The organism is Bradyrhizobium sp. WSM1743, assembly GCF_000473065.1.
Classification (GTDB): Bacteria; Pseudomonadota; Alphaproteobacteria; order Rhizobiales; family Xanthobacteraceae; genus Bradyrhizobium.
The window spans coordinates 26,008-40,934 of sequence record NZ_AXAZ01000076.1 but is presented as its reverse complement, the minus strand read 5'-3'; the positions used below and the strand labels follow the sequence as shown (position 1 = coordinate 40,934).

The 14,927-nt window shown below is 64.4% G+C and carries 15 protein-coding genes; 5 read left to right on the top strand and 10 right to left on the bottom strand.

Annotated elements, in window-relative coordinates; genetic code table 11:
• Positions 1–97: 97 nt before the first annotated feature.
• Both YU9_RS0132110 and YU9_RS0132105 read right to left on the bottom strand, forming a co-directional pair.
• Positions 98–1,096 carry a P1 family peptidase gene (locus YU9_RS0132110; protein WP_027576476.1) on the bottom strand — a complete coding sequence of 333 codons (999 nt, stop codon included), beginning with the start codon at positions 1,094–1,096 and terminating at the stop codon, positions 98–100.
• 58 nt (positions 1,097–1,154) lie between these two features.
• A complete protein-coding gene (locus YU9_RS0132105; protein WP_027576475.1) occupies positions 1,155–3,965 on the bottom strand; it encodes a PAS domain S-box protein in 2,811 nt (936 codons plus the stop codon).
• Positions 3,966–4,209: 244 nt separating this feature from the next.
• On the opposite strand from YU9_RS0132105, the gene YU9_RS0132100 reads away from it, so the two are divergent.
• A complete protein-coding gene (locus YU9_RS0132100; protein WP_027576474.1) occupies positions 4,210–4,596 on the top strand; it encodes a response regulator in 387 nt (128 codons plus the stop codon).
• A 65-nt stretch (positions 4,597–4,661) separates the two neighbouring features.
• Here the strand turns inward: YU9_RS0132100 and YU9_RS0132095 are convergent, their stop codons facing one another.
• The 5 genes from YU9_RS0132095 to YU9_RS0132075 form a co-directional block, all read right to left on the bottom strand.
• Positions 4,662–5,780, bottom strand: a complete 1,119-nt coding sequence (locus YU9_RS0132095; RefSeq protein ID WP_027576473.1) for a branched-chain amino acid ABC transporter substrate-binding protein — start codon at positions 5,778–5,780, stop codon at positions 4,662–4,664.
• A gap of 160 nt (positions 5,781–5,940) precedes the next feature.
• Complete coding sequence (locus YU9_RS0132090; protein WP_027576472.1) at positions 5,941–6,684, bottom strand: ABC transporter ATP-binding protein; 744 nt, start codon at positions 6,682–6,684, stop codon at positions 5,941–5,943.
• Positions 6,681–7,514: an ABC transporter ATP-binding protein gene (locus tag YU9_RS0132085; RefSeq protein WP_027576471.1), complete on the bottom strand. Its 834-nt coding sequence runs from the start codon at positions 7,512–7,514 to the stop codon at positions 6,681–6,683. The genes YU9_RS0132090 and YU9_RS0132085 overlap by 4 nt, the downstream gene beginning before the upstream one ends.
• Positions 7,511–8,830 (bottom strand): high-affinity branched-chain amino acid ABC transporter permease LivM, encoded by a 1,320-nt coding sequence (livM, locus tag YU9_RS0132080; protein WP_027576470.1) that lies wholly within the window; start codon positions 8,828–8,830, stop codon positions 7,511–7,513. The genes YU9_RS0132085 and livM overlap by 4 nt, the downstream gene beginning before the upstream one ends.
• Before the next feature lie 12 nt (positions 8,831–8,842).
• Positions 8,843–9,760: a branched-chain amino acid ABC transporter permease gene (locus YU9_RS0132075; RefSeq protein WP_027576469.1), complete on the bottom strand. Its 918-nt coding sequence runs from the start codon at positions 9,758–9,760 to the stop codon at positions 8,843–8,845.
• Between the two features lie 262 nt (positions 9,761–10,022).
• Between YU9_RS0132075 and YU9_RS49310 the strand changes: the two genes are divergently transcribed.
• Positions 10,023–10,196, top strand: coding sequence for a hypothetical protein (locus YU9_RS49310; RefSeq protein WP_198028333.1), 174 nt, complete (start codon positions 10,023–10,025; stop codon positions 10,194–10,196).
• 267 nt (positions 10,197–10,463) lie between these two features.
• Entirely contained in the window at positions 10,464–11,003 is a 540-nt protein-coding gene (locus YU9_RS0132065; protein WP_027576468.1) for a hypothetical protein, read from the top strand.
• On the opposite strand, the gene YU9_RS0132060 is transcribed toward YU9_RS0132065, so the two are convergent.
• The 3 genes from YU9_RS0132060 to YU9_RS0132050 form a co-directional block, all read right to left on the bottom strand.
• Entirely contained in the window at positions 10,965–11,357 is a 393-nt protein-coding gene (locus YU9_RS0132060; RefSeq protein WP_027576467.1) for a carboxymuconolactone decarboxylase family protein, read from the bottom strand. The two genes, YU9_RS0132065 and YU9_RS0132060, sit on opposite strands and share 39 nt — an antisense overlap.
• A gap of 108 nt (positions 11,358–11,465) precedes the next feature.
• Positions 11,466–12,248 (bottom strand): 3-oxoadipate enol-lactonase, encoded by a 783-nt coding sequence (pcaD, locus tag YU9_RS0132055; RefSeq protein ID WP_027576466.1) that lies wholly within the window; start codon positions 12,246–12,248, stop codon positions 11,466–11,468.
• 74 nt (positions 12,249–12,322) lie between these two features.
• Positions 12,323–13,678, bottom strand: a complete 1,356-nt coding sequence (locus YU9_RS0132050; protein ID WP_027576465.1) for a 3-carboxy-cis,cis-muconate cycloisomerase — start codon at positions 13,676–13,678, stop codon at positions 12,323–12,325.
• A 171-nt stretch (positions 13,679–13,849) separates the two neighbouring features.
• Here YU9_RS0132050 and YU9_RS0132045 point away from each other — a divergent pair, with 171 nt between their 5' ends.
• Together YU9_RS0132045 and YU9_RS0132040 are read left to right on the top strand one after the other, a co-directional pair.
• A complete protein-coding gene (locus YU9_RS0132045; protein WP_027576464.1) occupies positions 13,850–14,296 on the top strand; it encodes a carbon monoxide dehydrogenase subunit G in 447 nt (148 codons plus the stop codon).
• A gap of 135 nt (positions 14,297–14,431) precedes the next feature.
• Positions 14,432–14,917 (top strand): (2Fe-2S)-binding protein, encoded by a 486-nt coding sequence (locus YU9_RS0132040; RefSeq protein ID WP_027576463.1) that lies wholly within the window; start codon positions 14,432–14,434, stop codon positions 14,915–14,917.
• The last annotated feature ends 10 nt before the right edge of the window (positions 14,918–14,927 follow it).

Here is a 14,927-nt window from a genome sequence, read left to right as displayed (position 1 = left end):
CGGGTCATGCGATGCTGGCCTCCAATCCAGTCAGCATCTTGAATCACAATCCGCCAAAAACCGGAATCCCTCCGATTCAATCAAGCGAGGAAATGCTCTAGCCGAACCGATCCTTCCACGCCGGCTGCGCGCCGGGAAACGGCAAGGCCGTCGCGCTGTAGACGCCGCGGGCAATCGCGCGTGCGACCACATTGGCGGCGATCGTGCCGAGCTCGGTGAGGCCGACCAGCGGCTCGATCGGCTTTTCGCACGTGGCGGCGGCGAACAGCACGTCGCCGTCGGTCGGCGCGTGCACCGGATAGATCGCGCGGGCGAAGCCGGTATGTGCGATCATCGCCAGCCGCTTCGCCTGGGGTTTGGTCAGCGCCGCATCGGTGACCACGGCGCCGATGGTGGTGTTCTCGCGCGCGCTCGCCGCAGGACCGCCCTTGATACGCATGAGGAGCATGTCCTCGGTGAACTTGTCGGGCAGGCCGCGTCCACCGAACTCGCCGTCCATCTCGAACGGCGCCGCCCAGAACCACGGACCGCTGCCGACGGTGACGCTGCCCACGGCGTTGACGGCGACGATCGCTGCGACCTTGATTCCGCTCGGCGTCACGGCCGACGCCGAGCCGAGGCCGCCCTTGAACGTCGCGGTGGTGGCGCCGAAGCCGGCGCCGACGCTGCCAAGCGGGAAGTCCGTGCTGGTGGCAGCGGCCGCTGCGGCGTAGCCGAGGTCGCGATAAGGCGAGAAGCGTCCCCAGGCCTTGTCGCCGCCATTGAGCAGGTCGAACAGGATGGCGCCCGGCACGATTGGGATCAGCGCTTCGCGCACGCGAAAGCCGCGGCCCTGCTCGGCGAGCCAGGCCTGCACGCCGCCGCCGGTATCAAGGCCAAAGGCAGAGCCGCCCGACAGCGCGATCGCGTCGACGCGCTCGACGGTGTTGGCAAGATCGAGCAGTGCATCCTCGCGTGTGCCGGGGCCGCCGCCGCGAACATCGATCGCGGCGATCGCGGGAGAATCGAAGATAATTGCGGTCGCGCCGGACGCGACTTTCGCGTCTTCGGCATGGCCGACCCTGACGCCGGCGATATCGGTGAGAAGGTTCTTCAAGACGGCCTCGTCGTTGAGAGCAATTCGCGATCTGCGATAGCGCAGCGATGCCGCAGGCTCAACTGGCGAGCGCGATTCTCAGCATCTTGGCGAGTTCGGACTTGCGGTAGGGCTTTGCCAATAGCAGCACGCCGGAATCCAGTCGGCCGTGATGAACGATGGCGTTTTCGGTGTAGCCCGAGGTGAACAACGTCTTCAGGTCGGGGCGGCGCCGGGCCGCTTCGTCAGCAAGCTGGCGGCCGTTCATGTTGCCGGGCATGATGATGTCGGTGAAGAGCAGGTCGATGGTCTCGTCGCTGTCGATGATGGCCAAGGCCTCGGCGCCGTTGGCGGCCTCGAGCGCAGTATAGCCGAGGCTCTTGACCTGCGTCACGACATACTGCCGCACCAGCGCATCGTCCTCGACGATCAGGATCTTCTCGTCGCCGCCGGTGACGGGCGCGTTCTGGAGCGCCTCGAACTCGGTCTCCTGCACCCCGGTCGAGCGCGGCAGGTAGATCTTCACGCTCGTGCCGTGGCCTTCCTCGCTATAGATCTTGATGTGGCCGCCCGACTGCTTGACGAAGCCGAACACCATGCTGAGGCCGAGGCCAGTGCCCTTGCCGACCTCCTTGGTGGTGAAGAAGGGATCGAAGACCCGGTCGATCAGCTCCGCAGGGATTCCGCTGCCGGTGTCGCTGACCGCGATCATCACGTAATTGCCGGCGGTGACGTCGGCATTCATGCTGGCATAGCCGTCGTCGAGGAAGACGTTGCGCGTCTCCAGCACCAGGGTGCCGCCGTCGGGCATCGCATCGCGCGCGTTCAGCGCGAGATTGAGGATCGCGGTGGACAGCTGGTTCGGATCGACCAGCGCCGGCCAGGCATCCTCGGTGAGCTGCGGGGTGATGGTGATCTGCTCGCCCAGTGTCGGATGCAGAAGCTTGGCAGCCTCGAGCGCCAGCGCGTTGACGTCGATGTCGCGGGGTTGAAGCGGCTGCTTGCGGGCGAAGGCGAGCAGATGCTTGGTCAGTTGCGCGCCGCGCTCGGCGGCATCGTCGATCAACTTGGTGATGGCGGCGAGCTCGGGGCGATCGGCGACGGCGTCCGATAGGATGCCGATCGTGCCGGTGATGACGGTGAGCACGTTGTTGAAATCGTGCGCGACGCCGCCGGTCAACTGGCCGATGGCGTCCATTTTCTGGACCTGCCGGAACCGGGCTTCGGCGGCCTGCTTCTCGGTGAGATCGCGCCCGATGAAGAAATGGCGCTTCACATGCTCCGACCAGGTGCCCATCCAGTTCAGCGTGACCTCGTGGCCGTCATAGTGGTAGTAGCGCGCCTCGAAGCTGCGCTTGTTCTGGCCGCGCCGGGCCGCGCGCATCTCGTTGCGGGTTTTCTCGAGATCGTCGGGGTGGATGAACTCGGTCGCGATGTGCCCGACCATGTCCTCGGGGCTGTAGCCGAGGATGTCCTTCACGCTCGGGCTGACCTGGACGAAATTGCCATAGCCGTCGGTGACCAGGATCAGGTCCTGCGATGTCTCGAAGATGCGCTGGCGTTCTTCGGTTTCGCGGCGCAGCTTCTCTCTTGCCTGCTTCTCTTCGGTGATGTCGTGGGCGATCTTGGAGACGCCGATGATCTCTCCCTCGTCGGTCCGCAGCGGTGAAATGTTGAGGACCACGTCGAGCGGGCGGCCGTCTTTGCGGATTCGGACCGTCTCGTGCTGGGCGATCGATTCGTTGCTGGCGATCCGGTTGAGGATGCTCCTGACTTCGCCCTTGCGATCCGGCGGCACGATGATGTCGATCGGCTTGCCGACCGCCTCCGCAGCGGAATAGCCGAACAGGTGCTCGGCGGCATTGTTCCAGCCGGTGATGACGCCATCGAGAGACTTGGTGATGATGGCGTCGTTCGAGGACTCGACGACGGCACCGTAGAGCGCAAGGCGCTTGCCGTAGAAGTCGCGTTCCGAAGCCGACTGCTCGCGCAGCCTGCCGAGAAGGCCGACCGTACGCGCCTGGAGGCGGACATTCTCGATCAACAGCACCGCGAGCACAAAGATTGCGGCGCAGAGGCCGTAGAGGCGGCCGGCGTAGAAGCCGAGGTCGTAGCGGGCACTGTTGAAGATGCCCGACAGGGCGATGTCGAACAGCCAGGCGCACATGACCGCCATGAGCCAGACGTCGATTACCGCATGCGGCCGCCTGAACCACAGGCCGACCAGGGCGGCAAAGCTCAACGACCACACGAAGGAGATCACGCCCACCTGCGCCGTCGTGAAGCCGCCGCCCTGCTTCAGCAGTGCCGGCAGCAGGTCGTGCCGGGCGGTAACGATCCAGGTGAAGGCCATCACCGCGGCGCCGACACCAAGCAAGCTGCCGATGATCGCCTTTCGGATCGAACCCGAGACTTCGACGCTCCCGTTCGCGCCCTTCCACCAGACATAGGCCAGCACGAACAGCGGAAAGCCGCCGTGCCAGATCATATAGAGCCAGGCGGTTGTCTGCGGGCCGGAGCCAAATAGCCCACCCGGCGCGAACAGGCCGGGAAAGCTGAACGCGTGGACCACGGCGGCTGCCGCTGTGAACAGATAGCCGCTCGAAAGCCACAGCAATGCGCGGGTCCGCAATACCGCAAATTGCGAGAACAGCAGGACTGCGGTGATGATGTCGCAGACAGCGAGTGCTGATTGATAGCTCGCGATGAAGGCCGGCACCCGCTCGAGCGGCACGCCGGCAAAGGGCACCGCAAGCGCGAACAGGATCGAGGAAACACCGACGATCGCCAATGCTGCGGTGCGATCGCGCGGAGCGGCCGGCAGGGTCGAAAGACATGTGCTTCGGTCGATCGAAGGCACCTTCACCTGTTGCAGACCGGTTTTGACCATTCCTGCGAATTCCATTTGATCCGGCAGCCCTGATCTCCATGGTAGCCAGTTCCGGGGGCCGCATCCTCAATCCAATGCGGCCGAGAGACTCAACCGAAGGTTAAAGCTTACTTAACTCTGGCGAGACCGTGGAATAGGGATAGGTAAGAGGCGCTTTACTGAGCGGTGCGATAATGCCCTTCCGTTGCGGCGGGTTCCAGCCTTGAATCATCCGATTTGATCTCAAGATCCGGGAGTTGCTCCCATGGCTCGTGTTCTCATTATCGATGATCAGAAGGACGTCCGCGCAATGGTCGCCATCGTGCTCCGGGTCAACCGCTATGACGTGGTCGAGGCGGAGAGCGGCGCGGCCGGCCTGAAGGCCTTCGCTGAGGACCCTTTCGACGCGGCGATAGTCGACATTTTCCTGAATGACACCAGCGGCATCGGTGTCATCGCCTCGATCCGCGACCAGGCTCCCGGCTTCCCGATCGTTGCGATTTCGGGCATGACCGCTCTGGATTTCATCGGCGAGGCGCCAGATCTCGCCAACGTGGTGTGCCTGCAAAAGCCGTTCCGGCCGAACGATCTGCTGTGGGCGCTCAAGGCGGCCCGAAGCCGGGCGGGCGCCGACGAACAGGCGGCTGTCTAATCAAGACGAAAACGCCCCGGCGAACCGGGGCGTCTGGCGTGATTCGATGAAAGGCGCTTGCTGTCTCAGGTGCCGCCGCCCACGATCTCGGCGTAGCCGCCCTTCGCATCCCACTTGTAGACGACGTAGTCGATCTGCTTGATGTCGCCCTTGGCGTCATATTCGATCGGGCCGATCACGGTGTCCCACTTGCCGGCCTTTATCGCCGCCATGACCTTCTTGGCGTCGGTGGTGCCGGCCTTCTTGGCCGCCTGCGACCACACCTGCATCGCCGCATAGGTGTAGAGGGTGTAGCCCTCGGGGTCGATGTTCTTGGCCTTGAAAGCCTCGACGATCTTCTTCGCGGTCGGCTTGTTGCGCGGGTCGGGGCCGAAGGTGAACAGCGTGCCCTCGCCGGCAGGGCCGGTGATGGAGGCGTACTCCTTGTCGGCAAGCGCGTCGCCGGCCATCAGTACGGTCTTGAGGCCCTGGTCCCGCATCTGGCGCAGGATCAGGCCGCTCTCCTGATGATAGCCGCCGACATAGACGAGGTCGATGTTGTCGCGCTTCAGGCGCGAGACGATCGCGTTGAAGTCCTTGTCGCCCTTGTTGTAGGACTCGTACATCTTCTCGGTGATGCCGGCCTTGTTGAGTGCCTTCTTGGTCTCGTCGGCAAGACCCTTGCCGTAGGTGGTCTTGTCGTTGAGGATCGCGATGTTCTTGCCCTTGAAGTTCTTGGCGATGTACTGCGCCGCGATCAGGCCCTGCTGATCGTCACGGCCGCAGACTCGAGCCACGTTCCAGAGCTTGCGCTCGGTGAACAGCGGGTTGGTCGAGGCCGGCGTAATCTGCAGAACGTTGCCGTCGGCATAGGCTTCCGAAGCCGGGATCGACGACGAGGAGCAATAGTGCCCGGCCACGAACGGGATTTTCGCGCCGGCGATCTTTTCGGCGATCGAGCGCGCCTGTTTGGGATCGCAAGCGTCGTCCTCGACGGAGAGCGCGAGCTTCTTGCCGTTGACGCCGCCGGCGGCATTGATATCGGCCACGGCCATATCGGCGCCGTTCTTCATCTGGCGGCCGAAGGCGGACTCGCCGCCGGTCATCGGGCCTGCGACTGCGACGGTGACATCCTGCGCGAATGCCGCGCTCGACAGCGCGATCGATGCGCCGAATGCCAGACCGATGAGCTTCAGTGATTTCATGAGATACCTCGCGGGTGGTCGCCTGTGGAAGTTGCCGGGAATGCCCGGTTCAAACCGCCGCCATTCTTGAATGAATTCGAGGAGAAGTCACCGGCAAAATACGAGCATTGGCGGAGATATCTCGCCACATTCGGCCGCACTCGACCGCCTTAGGGCTCGGTCAGCCGTGGCGGCCGCCTTCCAGATAGGCAGCGCGAATCTCGGGGCGCTGCAACAATTCGCTGCCGGTCCCGGCCAGCGTGATCAGGCCATTGACCATGACATAGCCGCGGTGGGCGAGCTTGAGCGCATGGTTGGCGTTTTGCTCGACGATCAGGACGGTCAGGCCGTCCTGCCGGTTCAAGGTGCGGATCGCATCGAAAATCTGGCGTGCGATCAGCGGTGCCAGCCCGAGCGAGGGCTCGTCGAGCAGGAGCAGGCGGGGGCGGCTCATCAGCGCGCGGCCGATTGCCAGCATCTGCTGCTCGCCGCCGGACAAGGTTCCACCGCGCTGGGCATAGCGCTCCTTCAGCCGCGGAAACAGCGTGAACACGCGTTGCAGCATCGCCTCGCGTTCGGCCTCGGTGCATCCGGTGGAGTCGGCCCCCATCTGAAGGTTTTCCGCAACGCTCATGCGCGGGAAGATGCGGCGGCCCTCGGGCGATTGCGCGATGCGCAAATGGGCGATCTCGTGGGTGGGCACGTCGGTGATGTCGCGGCCTTCATAGAGGATCTGGCCGGCACGGGCGCGCGGCTTGCCGAAGATCGTCATCATCAGCGTCGACTTGCCGGCGCCATTGGCTCCGATCAAGGCCACGATCTCGCCGGCATTGATCTCGACGTCGACGCCCTTCAGCGCCTCGATCTTGCCGTAGGCGGCGCGAAGACCGCGGATTGCGAGCAGGGGAGTGGTCGCCGATGTCACGTCCCGCTCTCCATCACGGCCACGGCCTCGTCCTCGTCGGTGCCGAGATAGGCGGCGATCACCTTGGGATCGTCGCGGACCTCGCGCGGCGTGCCTTCCGCGATCTTCTCGCCATGGTCCATCACCACGATGTGGTCGGAGATCTCCATCACCACCGACATGTCGTGCTCGATCAGCAGGATTGAGGTGCCGAGCTCGTCCCGGATCGAGAGCAGGAGCTCGCTCAAGGCCGCGCTCTCGCGCGCATTGAGGCCGGCCGCGGGTTCGTCCAGGCACAACAGGGCGGGCTCGGTGCACATTGCGCGCGCGATTTCCAGCCGGCGCTGGTCGCCATAGGCGAAATTGCCGGCCGCGTCGTCGGCGCGGTCGAGCAGGTTGACCCGCCTGAGCCAGTCGGTGGCGAGATCGATCGCACGCTTCTCGGCGTCGCGGTAGGCGGGGACGCCGACAAGACCGAGCAAGGTAAACCCGGAGGCGCGCATCAGCGCGTTGTGTTGCGCCACCATCAGGTTTTCCAGCGCGGTCATGCCGGGAAACAGGCGGATGTTCTGGAACGTGCGCGCGACCTTGGCCTGCTTGGCGATGCGGAAATCGTTCAGCCGCTCCAGCGCGATGACACGGCCGTCGTCATGAGTGAGGCGAATGGTGCCGCCGCTCGGCTTGTAGAAGCCGGTGATGCAGTTGAAGACCGTGGTCTTGCCGGCACCGTTAGGCCCGATCAGCGCGGTGATCTTCTTCCGCTCGGCGGCGAATGAGAGATCCTGCACGGCGACGATGCCGCCGAAACGCATGGTCAGCCGGTCGACACTGAGAATCTTGTCGCCGCTCATCCGTGCCCTTCCTTGACGAGGTCGGAGGAGATCGCCTGCGCCTTGGTCAGAAACACGGTCGGCGCGCGGTGGCCGATCAGGCCGCGCGGCCGCCAGATCATGATCAGCACCATCGCCATGCCGAACACCAGCATGCGGTAGGTCTCGAGGCCGCGGAACAGCTCGAAGCCGCCGATCATGGCGAGCGCGGCAAGTGCCACGCCGAGCTGCGAGCCCATGCCGCCGAGAACGACGATCGCGAGCACCAGCGCCGATTCCTGGAAGGTGAAGGATTCCGGGCTGATGAAGCCCTGGCGGGTGGCGAAGAACGCACCGGCGAAGCCGCCGAACATGGCGCCGGTCGCGAACGCCGTGAGCTTGGTGGTCGTGGTGTTGATGCCGAGCGCACGGCAGGCGACCTCGTCCTCGCGCAAGGCCTCCCATGCCCGCCCGATCGGCAGGCGACGCAGGCGGATCGTCACCCAGTTGGTGAGGAGCGCAAGCGCCAGGATCAGATAGAACAGGAAGACGATGCGGTGGGTCGGCGAGTATTCGATGCCGAACTTGGCGGCGAACCCGTCATCGCTGTTGTCGAGCGGGATGCCGAAGAAGGAGGGGCGGGGAATGCCGGAGACGCCGTTCGGGCCGCCGGTCAGCTCCTGCCAGTTGATGATGACGAGGCGGATGATCTCGCCAAAGGCGAGCGTCACGATGGCGAGATAGTCGCCGCGCAGGCGGAGCACGGGGAAGCCGAGCAGCACGCCCCAGAACGCGGCGAGGATGCCGGCGAGCGGCAGGCAGACCCAGAACGACCAGCCGAAATTGGTGGCGAGCAGTCCATAGGAATAGGCGCCGACTGCATAAAAGGCGACGTAGCCGAGATCGAGCAGGCCGGCGAGCCCGACCACGACGTTCAACCCCCAGCCCAGCATCACATAGGTGAGCACGAGGATCGCGAGATCGAGGATGTAGCGCTGGTCATAGAAGATCACGGGCACCAGCAGCGTGAAGATCAGGAGCGCCGGCGTGAGGTAGCCGCCGATCAAGGACATGCCGCTCTGCACTGCTGGCGGCACCAGCCTCTCGGCGCCGGTCGGACCGATCCATTGCCGCAGCAGCTCGATCACGATCGAGCCCCCGAACACCACGGCGACGAGGGAGGCGAGCTCGCCGAATCGGGTCCAGTAGGTGAGCTGGCCGGAGGAACCCGCCTCGGTGCGGATGCCGACCATCAGCGAGAACAGCACCAGCGCGACCAGGGCGTTGGTGAAGGCGGTCTTGAGAAGGGCGGCGATGCCCGTTGCAGGTTTGGCCGTATTGGTCGAGGGAGCTGTCACGCGGCCGGTCCGTCAGACTTTTTCGACTTCGGGACGGCCGAGCAGGCCGGTCGGCATGAAGATCAGCACGACGATCAGGATCGAGAACGCCGCGACGTCCTTGTACTCGACCGAGAAATAGGCCGACCAGAACGTCTCGATCAGTCCGATCGCAAGTCCGCCGAGCATGGCGCCGGGCAACGAGCCGATGCCGCCGAGCACGGCGGCGGTGAAGGCCTTGATGCCGGCGACGAAACCCATGAAGAAATCGACCAGGCCGTAATAGAGCAGGTACATCAGGCCCGCGACCGCGGCGAGCGCCGCGCCGATCACGAAGGTCATGGAAATAGTGCGGTCGACATTGACGCCGAGCAGCGCCGCCATGGTCTGGTCCTGCTCGCAGGCGCGCATGTCGCGGCCGAGCCGGGTGCGCGAGACCAGCCAGGTGAAGATCGCCAGCAGCACGATGGTGGTGATGACCACCATGATCTGGATGTTGGAGAGCTGGATCACGAAGCCGTCCGGGCTCTCATGGAGCGTGTAGCCGCCGGTGATGAAGGGCGGGATCGGCTTGACGCGGGCGCCTTGCGTCACCTGCGAATAATTGGTCAGCACGAAGGACATGCCGATCGCCGACAGCATCGGGGCGAGGCGGAATGAATGGCGCAGCGGCCGGTAGGCGATGCGCTCGATGGTCCAGCCATAGAGCGCCGTGATCGCCATCGAGACCAAGAGCACAACGAGCAGGATCACGGGGATGGCCGTGAGGCCGAGCGAGATCAGGATCAGGAAGGTGATCAGCGCAATGAAGCCGCCGATCATGAAGATGTCGCCATGGGCGAAGTTGATCATGCCGACGATGCCGTAGACCATCGTGTAGCCGATCGCGATCAGGCCGTAGATCGAGCCGAGCACGAGGCCATTGATGAGCTGCTGGGCGAAATAATCCATAAGCTGCCGTTACCCAAACTTGTCGCGGCTCAAAGGGAGCTCTTGCAGAGAGTTCTTGGGCCCCGGCAGCCCTTGAGCGTTCTTCCGGTTTTGTAACAGGAGGGAACTGGCGGCTGCAACTGGCCAAGCCTCGGCACAAAGGCTTGTACAGAAATCATTTCGCGCTCGGGTTCCCGTCGGGGACGGAACCGGTTTCCGGGGCAACCAAAGTGAATGCTGGCCGTTGTCTTCCCTCTGACGTCCAACAAGGGAGTTTCCCCGAATGACGAAGCAGCAGAACCAGAATCCGGGTCAGCAGAGTCAGAACCCCGGCCAACGCAACCCGCAACAGCAGCAGGGTGGCGGCCAGAAACCCGGACAGCAGCAGCAGGACCCGATGCGCCAGGGCGACCGTCCCGGTCAGCAGCAGGGTGGCCAGCGCGGTCAGGGCGAATAGTTTGAGAGCCCAGGAGTAGGAAGGGCCCCGTCGCAAGGCGGGGTCTTTTTCTTTTGCGTGTTACTCCGTCATTCCGGGGCGGCTCGAAGAGCCGAACCCGGAATCTCGAGATTCCGGGTCTGGTGCTAACGCACCATCCCGGAATGACGGAGTCTGCGGGGCCAGTTAAGGTAAACAAAGGGTTTAAATTGCCGCCACAGTCTGATGCGAGTTAGCTCCCGGCAAAGCCTTCCCTCGAAGGCTTTGGCCAACGACACGGGTAGCGGCATGTTCAGGAATTGGCGGATCGGCTCGGTCAACGGCGCGCTGCTGGCGGCCTATTTCATTCCGGCCTGGGCCCTCGTTGCCTTCAACATCTTTGTTGCACCGGTGCACGGCCTTTACGAGCGGCCGAGCGTCGCCGTGGCGCTGTTTCTGAGCGACCATCTCCAGATGGCGGGGATGGACACGGTGCGTGCCGCCTGGCTGCTGGCGCTCGGACGGCTGACGGTGGTGGCGTTCTTTGCGATCCATCTCGCGCTGCTGTGCATTCCCCGGACCCGCAGCAATGGCGGCAGTGACGAGGCGCTCGGCATTGCGCTGGCGATCGGCAGCCTGATCTCGTTTGCGAGCATGGTCATGGCCTCGAAGGTCGGCGAGATGGCCGCCCTCCGCTTGCATGCCACCGAGCTGCTGCTGCTGCTGGGGGCTGCGATCGTGCTGGTGATCGAGCGGCCGGAGGCGGCACCAAAGACCGCCGAGTCCGCCGCGCCACCAAGTCTTGAGCCGCTACGACTTGAGCAGGCCGAGCTCCTGCACAATCACTGAGGCTTCCTTGACGGCGTGGTTTACCGCGGGCACGCCGCAATAGATCGCCTGCTGGAGCAGGATCTCCTTGATGTCGTCGGGCGTGAAGCCGCCCTCGGCGAGCGCCGCGCGCACATGCAGGCGGAATTCGTCCCATTGCCCGAGCGCGACCATGGTGCCGATCACCAGCACGCGCCGCGTGCGCTCGTCGAAATGCGGTCGCGTCCAGATCTCGCCCCAGGCGTAACGGGTGATCAGGTCCTGGAAATCGGTGTTGAAGGCGTTGCGGTTCGCGATCGACTTGTCGACCCAGGCATTGCCCAGCACCTTGCGGCGCACGTTCATGCCGGCATCGCGGCGCTTCTGGTCGTCCATGTTGTTTCTCCGGATCAGTCATTCCGGGGCGATGCGAAGCATCGAACCCGGAATCTCGAGATTCCGGGTTCGCCTCTTCGAGGCGCCCCGGAATGACAATGGGCGCGATCAACGCTGCGTCAAGAACCCCACCACCGCATCCGTGAACGCATGCGGCTGCTCGACGTTGGAAATGTGCGCGGCGTCGATGATGGTCATGCTCGCGCCGGGAATGTTCGAGCGGATCAGCTCGGCCGCCGAGATCGGCGTCGCCATGTCATGGCGGCCGGCGATCACCAGCGTCGGGCTCATGATTTTGGGCAGCAACTCACGCTGGTCGAGCGTCGACAGCGCCTCGCAGCAGGCAAGGTAACCCTCGACCGGCGACGCCAGCAGCATCGATTTCATCTTCGCGGTGATCTCAGGCTCGCGCTCGCGGAAATCCTGTGTCAGCCAGCCCGCGAGCACGGCATCGGCGACCGCCGCGATGCCGCCCTTCTTCACAGCGTCAATCCGTTCCAGCCATCTGGTCGGCTCGGCATAATAGCAGGAGGTGTTGGCGAGGATGAGCTTGCCGAACCTTTCAGGGGCATTGGCGCCGAGCCATTGCCCGACCATGCCGCCCATCGACAGGCCGCACCAATGCACCTTCTCGATGTTGAGGTCGTCGAGGATCGCGAGCACGTCGCGGCCGAAGCGCTCCATCGTGTAGGGGCCGGGCGGAACATTGGACTTGCCATGGCCGCGGCGGTCGTAGCGGATGACGCGGAATACCTGCGTCAGCGCCTTCATCTGCGGCTCCCACATCTGCAGCGTGCAGCCGAGCGAGTTCGACAGCATCAAGGTCGGCCCGCCGTCGCGGCCTTCAACGGAGACGTTGAGCAGGCAACCGTCGGCATCGATCATGGGCATGCGGCGTCTCCGTATCTAGAGCATGATCCGGAAAAGTGTGGAGCGGGTTTTCCGAATAGATCATGCTCAAATGATTAGTCTTGATCGAGGCTGTCGAGCAGGCGATCGATCAGTGCCTGTGACGCCCCTTGATAGGCCATCGGCTCGAACAATACCGCAATTTTTTCCGGCGGCAGATGCGCGGTGACCTGCGAATCGCCTGACAGCACCTCGCGCAGATGCTTCTTCTCGGCGACCGCGCGCTTGCTGGCGGCCTCGACGAGATGATGTGCATTGCTCTTGCCGATCTTCTCGGCGAGCGCAAAGGTGACCGCCTCGGCCATGATCAACCCGTGCGTCGCATCGAGATTGCTGCGCATGCGCGCCGCATCGACCTCGAGACCCTCGGCGATATCGACGATGGCGGCCAGCGCGCCCGAGGTGACCAGCATCAATTGCGGCAGCGTCGGCCATTCCGCGTGCCAGGGTCCGGCGCTGCGTTCGTGGTCTTGCACCTGCGCAGCGAAAATCGTCGCGGCGAGCTGCGGCGCCATGTTGGCTGCGCCGAGCGCGCTTGCGGCGGCGACCGGGTTGCGCTTGTGCGGCATGGTCGATGAGCCGCCGCGACCTTCGCCGGCAGGCTCGAACGCCTCGGCGACATCGGTCTGCATCAGCAGCGAGACATCGCGTGCGATCTTGCCGCAGCTGCCGGCGAGAATTGCGAAACAGGAGGCAGCCTCAGCGACGCGGTCACGATGGGTATGCCAGGGCGCCTCGGGCAGCGGCAGATCGAGCTCCTGCGCCAGCCGTTCGGCCACCGCGAGCCCGTTGCCGCCGAGTGCGGCGAGCGTGCCGGCAGCACCTCCGAATTGCAGCGCGAGGCCGTCACGGGAGAGCCGCCGCAGGCGGCAGCGCGCGCGGGCGAGGCTTGACGCGTATTCCGCCGCCTTCAGCCCGAACGGCATCGGCAGCGCGTGCTGGAGCCAGGTCCGCGCCACCATCGCGGTGTTGCGATGGCTGCGCGCCAGTGCGGCAAAGCCCTTGATGGCGCGGCTGAGGTCGACGTCCAGCGCCGCGATGCCGGCGCGAAGCGTCAGCATGGTTGCGGTGTCGATGACGTCCTGGCTGGTCGCGCCCCAATGCACGTAGCGCGCGGCCTCCGCATCTTTCTTGCCGATATTGGCGGTCAGCGTCTTGACCAGGGGAATCGCGAGATTGCCCGATCGCGTCGCGGCCTCGGCCAGTGCGGCCATGTCGAAGGAATCGGCCTTGCACGCCGCCTCGATCGGGCCCACTGCGGATGCCGGAATCACAGCTGTGGCAGCCTCGGCGCGTGCCAAGGCTGCCTCGAAATCGAGCATGTTCTGCAGGGTAGACCGATCGTCGCAGACCGCGCGCATGGCGGCGCTCGACAGCATCGGCGCGAGCAGGGGGGAGAGGGATGTGCTCATGGTGCGCGCGACCTAATCATCAAGGCCCGGCTGTGCCAATCCCCAACCGCCCGCACACGTCTTTTTGCAGTTGCGAATATGCATTGCACGTGACCCGGCCGCGCCCTTTCCTTTGCCGCGTCCCTGCGTTACTTGATCAGCACTATAGTTACGCGATCCGGGAGGCACCTCATGGCCATGACGATGAACGGCGAAGTCCAGCTTGCGGCGCCGCGCGAGGCCGTGTGGGCCAAGCTCAACGATCCCGAGGTCCTGAAAGCCTGCATCCCCGGCTGCGAGGAGCTGGAGAAGACCGACGACGGCGGCTTTCGCGCAACGGCAAAAATGAAGGTCGGTCCGGTGTCGGCGCGCTTCAAGGGCAAGGTGATGCTCTCAGATCTCGACCCGCCGAACAGCTACAAGATCTCTGGCGAAGGCGAGGGTGGGGTGGCCGGCTTTGCCAAAGGCGGGGCCGCGGTCAAGCTCGCGGAGAAGGACGGCGGTACGCTGCTCTCCTATGACGTCGAGGCGCAGATCGGCGGCAAGTTGGCGCAGCTCGGCCAGCGCCTCATCAATGGTGCCGCCAAGAAGCTGGCCGACGAATTTTTTGCGAACTTCGCCAAGGCGGTACAGGGCTGAAACCTATCGCCTTTCGGCATGGCGGCTTGCGTCCGGGGTGATGTTGCCCCAGGGGACAATGGCCCATATGATGGGTTGGAATAATTATAAGAACCGCTTCGACGGGACCCGTCGGGGCGCTGATAGAGAGTGCTTATGGCAAAAATCTCCCTCATCGTGAACGGCAATCCTGTGACGGCCAATGTCGATCCCCGCACGCTTCTGGTGCAGTTCCTGCGCGAGAATCTGCGGCTGACCGGCACCCATGTCGGCTGCGACACCTCGCAGTGCGGCGCCTGCGTCGTGCATCTTGATGGCAAGGCCGTGAAGTCCTGCACCACGCTTGCCGTGATGGCCGATGGTCACGAGGTCAAGACGATCGAGGGACTGGCCGCCGACGGCGCGCCGCTGCATCCGATGCAGGAGGCCTTCCGCGAGCACCACGGCCTGCAATGCGGCTTCTGCACGCCAGGCATGATCATGACCGCGATCGACATCGTGCACCGCAAGGGCCACGAGCTCGACGACCATACAATTCGTGAGGAGCTCGAAGGCAATCTCTGCCGCTGCACGGGCTATCAGAACATCGTCACCTCGATCTCCGCCGGCGCCAAGGCGATGGCGAAATCCGATCTCGCGTAACGCGCATCCC

Bases quoted from the DNA above. Each gene is read 5' to 3' on its own strand.
- YU9_RS0132105 (WP_027576475.1), bottom strand. From the start codon at position 3,965: ATGGTCAAAACCGGTCTGCAACAGGTGAAGGTGCCTTCGATCGACCGA.
- YU9_RS0132100 (WP_027576474.1), top strand. From the start codon at position 4,210: ATGGCTCGTGTTCTCATTATCGATGATCAGAAGGACGTCCGCGCAATG.
- YU9_RS0132095 (WP_027576473.1), bottom strand. From the start codon at position 5,780: ATGAAATCACTGAAGCTCATCGGTCTGGCATTCGGCGCATCGATCGCG.
- YU9_RS0132085 (WP_027576471.1), bottom strand. From the start codon at position 7,514: ATGAGCGGCGACAAGATTCTCAGTGTCGACCGGCTGACCATGCGTTTC.
- YU9_RS0132075 (WP_027576469.1), bottom strand. From the start codon at position 9,760: ATGGATTATTTCGCCCAGCAGCTCATCAATGGCCTCGTGCTCGGCTCG.
- YU9_RS49310 (WP_198028333.1), top strand. From the start codon at position 10,023: ATGACGAAGCAGCAGAACCAGAATCCGGGTCAGCAGAGTCAGAACCCC.
- YU9_RS0132065 (WP_027576468.1), top strand. From the start codon at position 10,464: ATGTTCAGGAATTGGCGGATCGGCTCGGTCAACGGCGCGCTGCTGGCG.
- YU9_RS0132060 (WP_027576467.1), bottom strand. From the start codon at position 11,357: ATGGACGACCAGAAGCGCCGCGATGCCGGCATGAACGTGCGCCGCAAG.
- pcaD (WP_027576466.1), bottom strand. From the start codon at position 12,248: ATGCCCATGATCGATGCCGACGGTTGCCTGCTCAACGTCTCCGTTGAA.
- YU9_RS0132050 (WP_027576465.1), bottom strand. From the start codon at position 13,678: ATGAGCACATCCCTCTCCCCCCTGCTCGCGCCGATGCTGTCGAGCGCC.
- YU9_RS0132045 (WP_027576464.1), top strand. From the start codon at position 13,850: ATGGCCATGACGATGAACGGCGAAGTCCAGCTTGCGGCGCCGCGCGAG.
- YU9_RS0132040 (WP_027576463.1), top strand. From the start codon at position 14,432: ATGGCAAAAATCTCCCTCATCGTGAACGGCAATCCTGTGACGGCCAAT.